General features: G+C 47.3%; 3 protein-coding genes and 1 pseudogene. 1 reads left to right on the top strand and 3 read right to left on the bottom strand.

Features of this window, described 5'->3' with window-relative positions; genetic code table 11:
- From C233_RS23460 to mdh, 3 genes and pseudogenes are all read right to left on the bottom strand, one after another.
- Nucleotides 1-157 (bottom strand): annotated as a pseudogene (locus C233_RS23460) (DDE transposase); the annotation flags it as partial.
- Nucleotides 158-371: 214 nt separating this feature from the next.
- A complete protein-coding gene (locus C233_RS0104295; RefSeq protein WP_026314726.1) occupies nucleotides 372-3,638 on the bottom strand; it encodes a S41 family peptidase in 3,267 nt (1,088 codons plus the stop codon).
- A gap of 216 nt (nucleotides 3,639-3,854) precedes the next feature.
- A complete protein-coding gene (gene mdh / locus C233_RS0104285) occupies nucleotides 3,855-4,796 on the bottom strand; it encodes a malate dehydrogenase (protein WP_018666185.1) in 942 nt (313 codons plus the stop codon).
- Between the two features lie 229 nt (nucleotides 4,797-5,025).
- Here mdh and C233_RS0104280 point away from each other — a divergent pair, with 229 nt between their 5' ends.
- Nucleotides 5,026-5,904 carry a hypothetical protein gene (locus C233_RS0104280; RefSeq protein WP_018666184.1) on the top strand — a complete coding sequence of 293 codons (879 nt, stop codon included), beginning with the start codon at nucleotides 5,026-5,028 and terminating at the stop codon, nucleotides 5,902-5,904.
- Nucleotides 5,905-6,000 lie beyond the last annotated feature (96 nt).

Genomic DNA, 6,000 nt, shown 5'->3' with positions numbered 1-6,000 from the left:
ACAGGCCTGCGGCTTTTGCCATGCGTTCAAACGGGAACACTGAGTGAAGCCTGCCAAGCTCACTCTCATTAAAACTTTTGCGGTATTTTTCCAGAACATCAAATTCTGTGAAGCCCAAAGTTGGGTGAATTTCGGAAATATTTTGTATCTTAGCCATATCTTAGTCGGGGAATTTCCCCCGTTTTGGCCTTCAAACCTTATTTGCGGGGGAATACCTAAAGATACAAAAAAGCCAGCTAATTCGCAATATTTTGTGTATGAATTAGTTGGCTGATTTTATATTATTTACTGAATGTCCCAACTTCGTTGCCATTACGAAGTTAACTTCCTCCTATTAAGATGTTAACTAATTATCTATCTTTTAGTTAACTTCATTCAGGATTCGATGTTAACTGCTTCAACAGATGTTCTACCGCAGCCTTCAACTGTGTATCGTCTCCGTTTATCGCTTCTTCCGGTGTATTGTACACCAAAATATCCGGCTGTAAGGTCTGGTTTTCCAGGTAATTGCCCTGCATATCCATACAACCGACTTGTGGAATACCGAATACGATACTCGGGTCGATTTGGCGTTCCCACCATACGGCGGTCATCGTTCCGGCAACCGGAGTACCTACCAATTTGCCGATGCCCAAAGTCTTGTAGACAAACGGAGTACCGTGGGCATTGCTGTAATTGTCCTCGCACACCAACATGCAGGACGGCTTCAGCCATTTATTAAACGGGTCGCTTCCGATATACTGTCCGCGCGGAACAAAACGCTCGTACTCTTTGCCGCCAAGCAATGTTACAACATCATCGTGCAGCCAGCCGCCACCGTTATGACGGACATCCACCACTACCGCCTCCTTATTGCGGTTACGTCCCAGCAACTCGGAATACATCTTGCGGAAGCTCGGGCTATCCATTCCTTTGATATGGACATAACCGATACGTCCGCCGGAGAGTTCTTCTACCTTCTTACGGCAGTTTTCCACCCACCTCTTATAAAGAAGCTCGCTTTGCGCCGCATAAGTAATGGGTTTGACAGTCTCTTCGAAACGTTTCTTCGTGTCGGGGTCGTAAACCGAAAGAACCGTTTTACGATTAGCCTTGCCTTCGAGCAACGGGAAATAATCCGTACCCGCCTTGATAGCCACACCGTCTATCTTCTCGATTATACAACCGGGCTTAACGTCCGTTTTCTTCTTGGTCAGAGGACTTTGAGCGATGATTTCCTTGATTTTCAGCCCATCGCCGGCGTACGACTCGTCATAGAATACGCCCAATGCAGCCGTAGGCAGTGTTGCACCGGAAGCATAGTAACGTGCTCCCGTATGCGAGGCATTCAGCTCGCCCAGCATTTCACTCAGCATCTCCGTAAAGTCGTAGTTGTTGTTGATATGCGGCAGGAAACGTTCATAAGTCGCTTTATAGCCGTTCCAGTCCGTTCCCTGCAAGTCTTCCACATAGAACTTATCGTATACCTGCTGCCAAACATGGTCGAAAATATATTCACGCTCCCCATAAGGACGATAATCGAAGAAAGCCTCGAACTCTATCGGAGTGACTTTACCGCCCTCCGTCTCTATTTTCTTCATACCTTCACGGCTGCAAAGGAAAATATTCTTCCCTTCCTTGTCAGGCAGCAAAGCACCCGCACCCACGTCCTTCAAAAGAACTTTGGTTGAGTTTTCTTTCAAATCATGCTTCCAGAGGTCGTAACCGTCTTCAAAAGTAGACAGATAATAGAGTGCATCCCCTTTCGGAGTAAGCACGGCGTCTGCCATATGGGAGGAGTTGACTGTCAGGCGTACAATACGGTCGAAACGGTTCTCCAAATCGAACTTCAAAGGTTCTACTTTCTTTTCCTTCTCTGCATCGTTTTCTTCTTTATCGCCTTTCTTTTTGGAATCTTTCTTCTTATCGGCTTTTTCCTTTGCTTCCTTCTCCGCTTTTTCGGCTTCTTCCAGCAAGGCGGTTTCTTCCTTGCTCATAAGGAAACGGTCATAAGCCTCGGCATCGAAGAACATGATATACGTATCATCCTCAGCTCCCCAACTGCCGTGACTGCGATATCCGGCACGGTCGCTCGTCCAAATCATCGCTTTTCCACCCAATACCCATTTGGCATTGCCGTCCGTATAACCGCTTTCGGTCAGGTTCACCATTTCTCCCTTTCCGTCGGCATTCAGCAGCACAACATCCTTGTTATTCCAACCGCCGATGCCTATGAAATCAGAAAGAATCCATTTGCTGTCCGGACTCCACTGGAACCATTGGTCACCGTCGGAATAAGAATACTGGTACTTGGCATCCATTACGGTACGTACCTCTTTCGTTTTCAAGTCTATAACGCGAATAGCCGTACGGTTTTCAAGAAACGCCACTTCTTTTCCGTCGGGGCTGTACTGCGGCTGGAAAGAGGCTGTTTCCGAATTAGTCAAACGTTCTTCTTTCAGCTCCGTAGCATAGGTAAACTGTTTTTCGTCCTTACGGACAATCGTAGAAGTATAAAGCTGCCAAAGTCCATTGCGCTCGGAGGCATATACCAATGAACGGCCGTCAGGGGCAAAATTCACATCACGTTCCTGGCAAGGGGTATTCGTTATCTGCCTGGTAGTCTTGTAATCGACCGAAGTAACATACACGTCTCCACGAAGCACGAAAGCTACCTCTTTACCACTGGGAGACAAAGCCATTTCCGTTGCCCCGCTACTTTTAATCTGACGAATCAAATCCTTGTCGCTCCTGTCGGAAACAATACGGATATTCACTTTCCGGGGTTCGCTGCCGGGAACCAGTGTATAGATTTCGCCGTCGTAGCCGTAGCAAAGCCTACCGTCGGCGGCTATACTGAGAAAACGTACCGGCTGCTTGGTGTGGCGGGTAATCTGCACGGCGGAAGTTGCGCCGGGAGTACGCCGGTACACGTTGAAAGTGCCGTTTTCTTCGCTCAGGTAATAAAAAGACTTGCCGTCGGGCGCCCAAACCGGTTCGCGGTCTTCACCGCCGAACGTGGTCAATTGCCGATAAGCTGGCTTTTCACCCGGTGCATACATCCATATGTCGCGTGCAATGGGAGAAACCTGGTGTTTACGCCAATAATCCTCATAGCCTTTCTTATCCTGATAAAGCATCGCCCCTTCCTTATTGATAGAAATGCACTCCATTGGCATCGGTGAATAAAGGATAGGACGGCCGCCCTCTACCGGTACTTTGTATACCTGCTTGAATTGCCCGTTGGAAGGGAAAAGAACTGTTTCGGCAGACGGCATAATATCTGCGGAAAACAGGATATGCCCGGCATCGCTGAATGCCACGGGCGTTTCGCTTCCCGAATGAGTAGTCAACCTGCGAGGCTCGCCGCCGTCTTTTGAAACGATATAAACATCCATACTTCCCATGCGGTCGGAAGCAAAGGCAATCTGCCTGCTGTCGGGACTCCATACCGGCTCCGTATCATGGGCGGGATTGGTAGTAAGCTGCATAGCCCGCCCGCCACTGACCGGTACTGTATAAATATCGCCTTTGTAAGTGAAAGCAATCGTAGTGCCGTCGGGAGAAATGGCACAATGGCGCATCCAGAGCGGAGCATCCTGTGCAAAGGTAAAGCCGGCCATACAAATAGCGGCTAAACTGAATAATAGTTTTTTCATATGCGGGTAATAAAAAAGTGGTATGTTTTTCACCGTCCGTCATTCGGAGCATAGCGACAAATCCCTTTCCAATACGCAACATAAAGAGAGCGGATTTTTCGCAACGCTCTGAATGACGGACGGCATGAAGATAATAAAAAAATGCAAAAGCCTCACGACTTTTCCTTTCCGGCAAAAGTTCGTGAGGCTTTACTTATACTTTAAGTTACCCCTCAATTAGAGAGCGCCTACTTCTTTCAGAGCAGCATTTGTTTTGTGAACAGCAGCAGCGCTGGCAGCGAATTTAGCTTTTTCGTCAGCGTTCAGTTCCAGTTCAACAATCTTTTCGATACCGTTCTTGCCGAGGATAACGGGAACGCCGATGCAAATATCGGACTCACCGTATTCTCCTTCCAGATATACCGAGCAGGGAATCATCTTCCTTTGGTTGTGGATGATAGACTCAACTACGTAAGCACCTGCCGCACCCGGAGCATACCAAGCGGAAGTGCCTAACAGCTTAGTCAGGGTAGCACCGCCCACCATAGTAGAGGCAACTACCTCGTCCAGTTTTTCTGCGCTCAACAGCGTGCTTACCGGCTGGCCTTTGTAAGTAGCCAGGCGAGCCAAAGGAATCATGGTCGTATCGCCGTGGCCGCCGATAACCATACCCTCTACTTCGTTGGCATTACAGCCCAAAGCCTGAGACAGGAAATATTTGAAACGTGAGCTGTCCAAAGCGCCGCCCATACCGATGATACGGTTCTTAGGAATACCCAGTGACTTCAATGACAGATAAGTCATGGTGTCCATCGGATTGGAAATAACCACCAGGATAGCGTTGGGAGAATATTTCAGAATGTTCTGTGCAACCGACTTAACGATGCCTGCATTCACGCCGATTAACTCCTCGCGGGTCATACCCGGCTTACGGGGAATACCGGAAGTGATTACGACAACGTCGGAATTGGCAGTCTTCTCATAATCGTTGGTACAACCTACAATAGTGGTGTCGAAGCCCAACAGTTGAGCAGTCTGCATCATATCCATTGCTTTACCCTCTGAAACGCCTTCTTTAACATCCAGCATTACCACTTCGTCAGCCACTTCGTTAAAGGCTAACACATTTGCGCATGTAGCACCTACGTTACCTGCACCTACTACGGTTACTTTTGACATAATTTCTAAAGTTTTTTGTTTATAAGTGTTTTATAAAGTTGGCACAAAAGTACAACGACATTCCTTATTAAAGAAATTTTTCCGTAATAATTTTAGTTAAATGAAGAATTTGATAGTGGTTAGTGGTTAGTGATTGGTAATTAATGATTATTTTTGCGGCGATTTACGATTATAGAGGAAGGCAACCCGTCTGTTAACCGTTAATCATTAACCACTAAACGCTATCAAAATGGCCAATAAAAGAAATACGCTTCAGATTGTTGTCGGAAGCCTTTTAATATTATTACTGATAGGTGTTACCGCGTTGCTGGTTTCAGAAAAACAGACCAACAGGGAACTGGTACAGGAATTCAATCTGGAAAAAGAAGACCTGGAAAACCAATATACCGATTTCGCCAAGCAGTACGACGAGTTGAAACTCACCGTTTCCAACGACTCGTTGTCCGCCCTGCTGGAGCAGGAGCAGCTAAAGACCCAGCGTCTGCTGGAGGAGCTGCGTACCGTAAAAAGCACCAATGCAACCGAGATACGCCGCCTGAAAAAAGAACTGGCTACCTTGCGTAAGGTAATGGTCAGCTACATCAACCAGATAGACTCGCTGAGCCGCCTCACCACTCATCAAAAAGAGGTGATAGCCGATGTTACCCGCAAATACAACGACGCTTCCCGCCAAATAAGCAACCTCGCCGAAGAGAAAAACACGCTGAACAAGAAAGTGACGCTCGCCGCCCAGTTGGATGCAACGAACATCAACGTGCAGGCTACCAACAAACGGGGCAAGAGAGCCAAGAAGGTGAAAGACATCGTCAAGCTGAAAATCGACTTTACAATCGTTAAGAACATAACCGCCGAAACCGGCGAACGTACCCTCTATGTACGTATCACCAAGCCCGACAACGACGTACTCAGCAAAAGCCCGTCCAACACATTCCCCTACGAAAACCGCGACCTGGTGTACTCTATCAAGAAATACATCGAGTACAACGGCGAAGAACAGCATGTAACGGTTTACTGGGACGTGGAAGAATATCTCTACGCAGGCAGCTACCGTGTAGACATATTCTCGGAAGGAACGCTTATCGGTTCCCAATCCTTCGGTCTGGACTAAAACCCTCCCCGGACAAAATTAGGAGCAAAGTAATATAAATTGGTCTATTTAGCGTCTTTAAACAAAAAAGCGCTAAATTATTTTGCCATATCATTG

Origin of the sequence: Bacteroides gallinarum DSM 18171 = JCM 13658 (assembly GCF_000374365.1) — a bacterium.
In the GTDB taxonomy this organism is placed as follows: domain Bacteria; phylum Bacteroidota; class Bacteroidia; order Bacteroidales; family Bacteroidaceae; genus Bacteroides; species Bacteroides gallinarum.
This window is presented reverse-complemented; position numbering and strand designations above follow the sequence as displayed.

Bases quoted from the DNA above. Each gene is read 5' to 3' on its own strand.
- C233_RS0104295 (WP_026314726.1), bottom strand. From the start codon at position 3,638: ATGAAAAAACTATTATTCAGTTTAGCCGCTATTTGTATGGCCGGCTTT.
- mdh (WP_018666185.1), bottom strand. From the start codon at position 4,796: ATGTCAAAAGTAACCGTAGTAGGTGCAGGTAACGTAGGTGCTACATGC.
- C233_RS0104280 (WP_018666184.1), top strand. From the start codon at position 5,026: ATGGCCAATAAAAGAAATACGCTTCAGATTGTTGTCGGAAGCCTTTTA.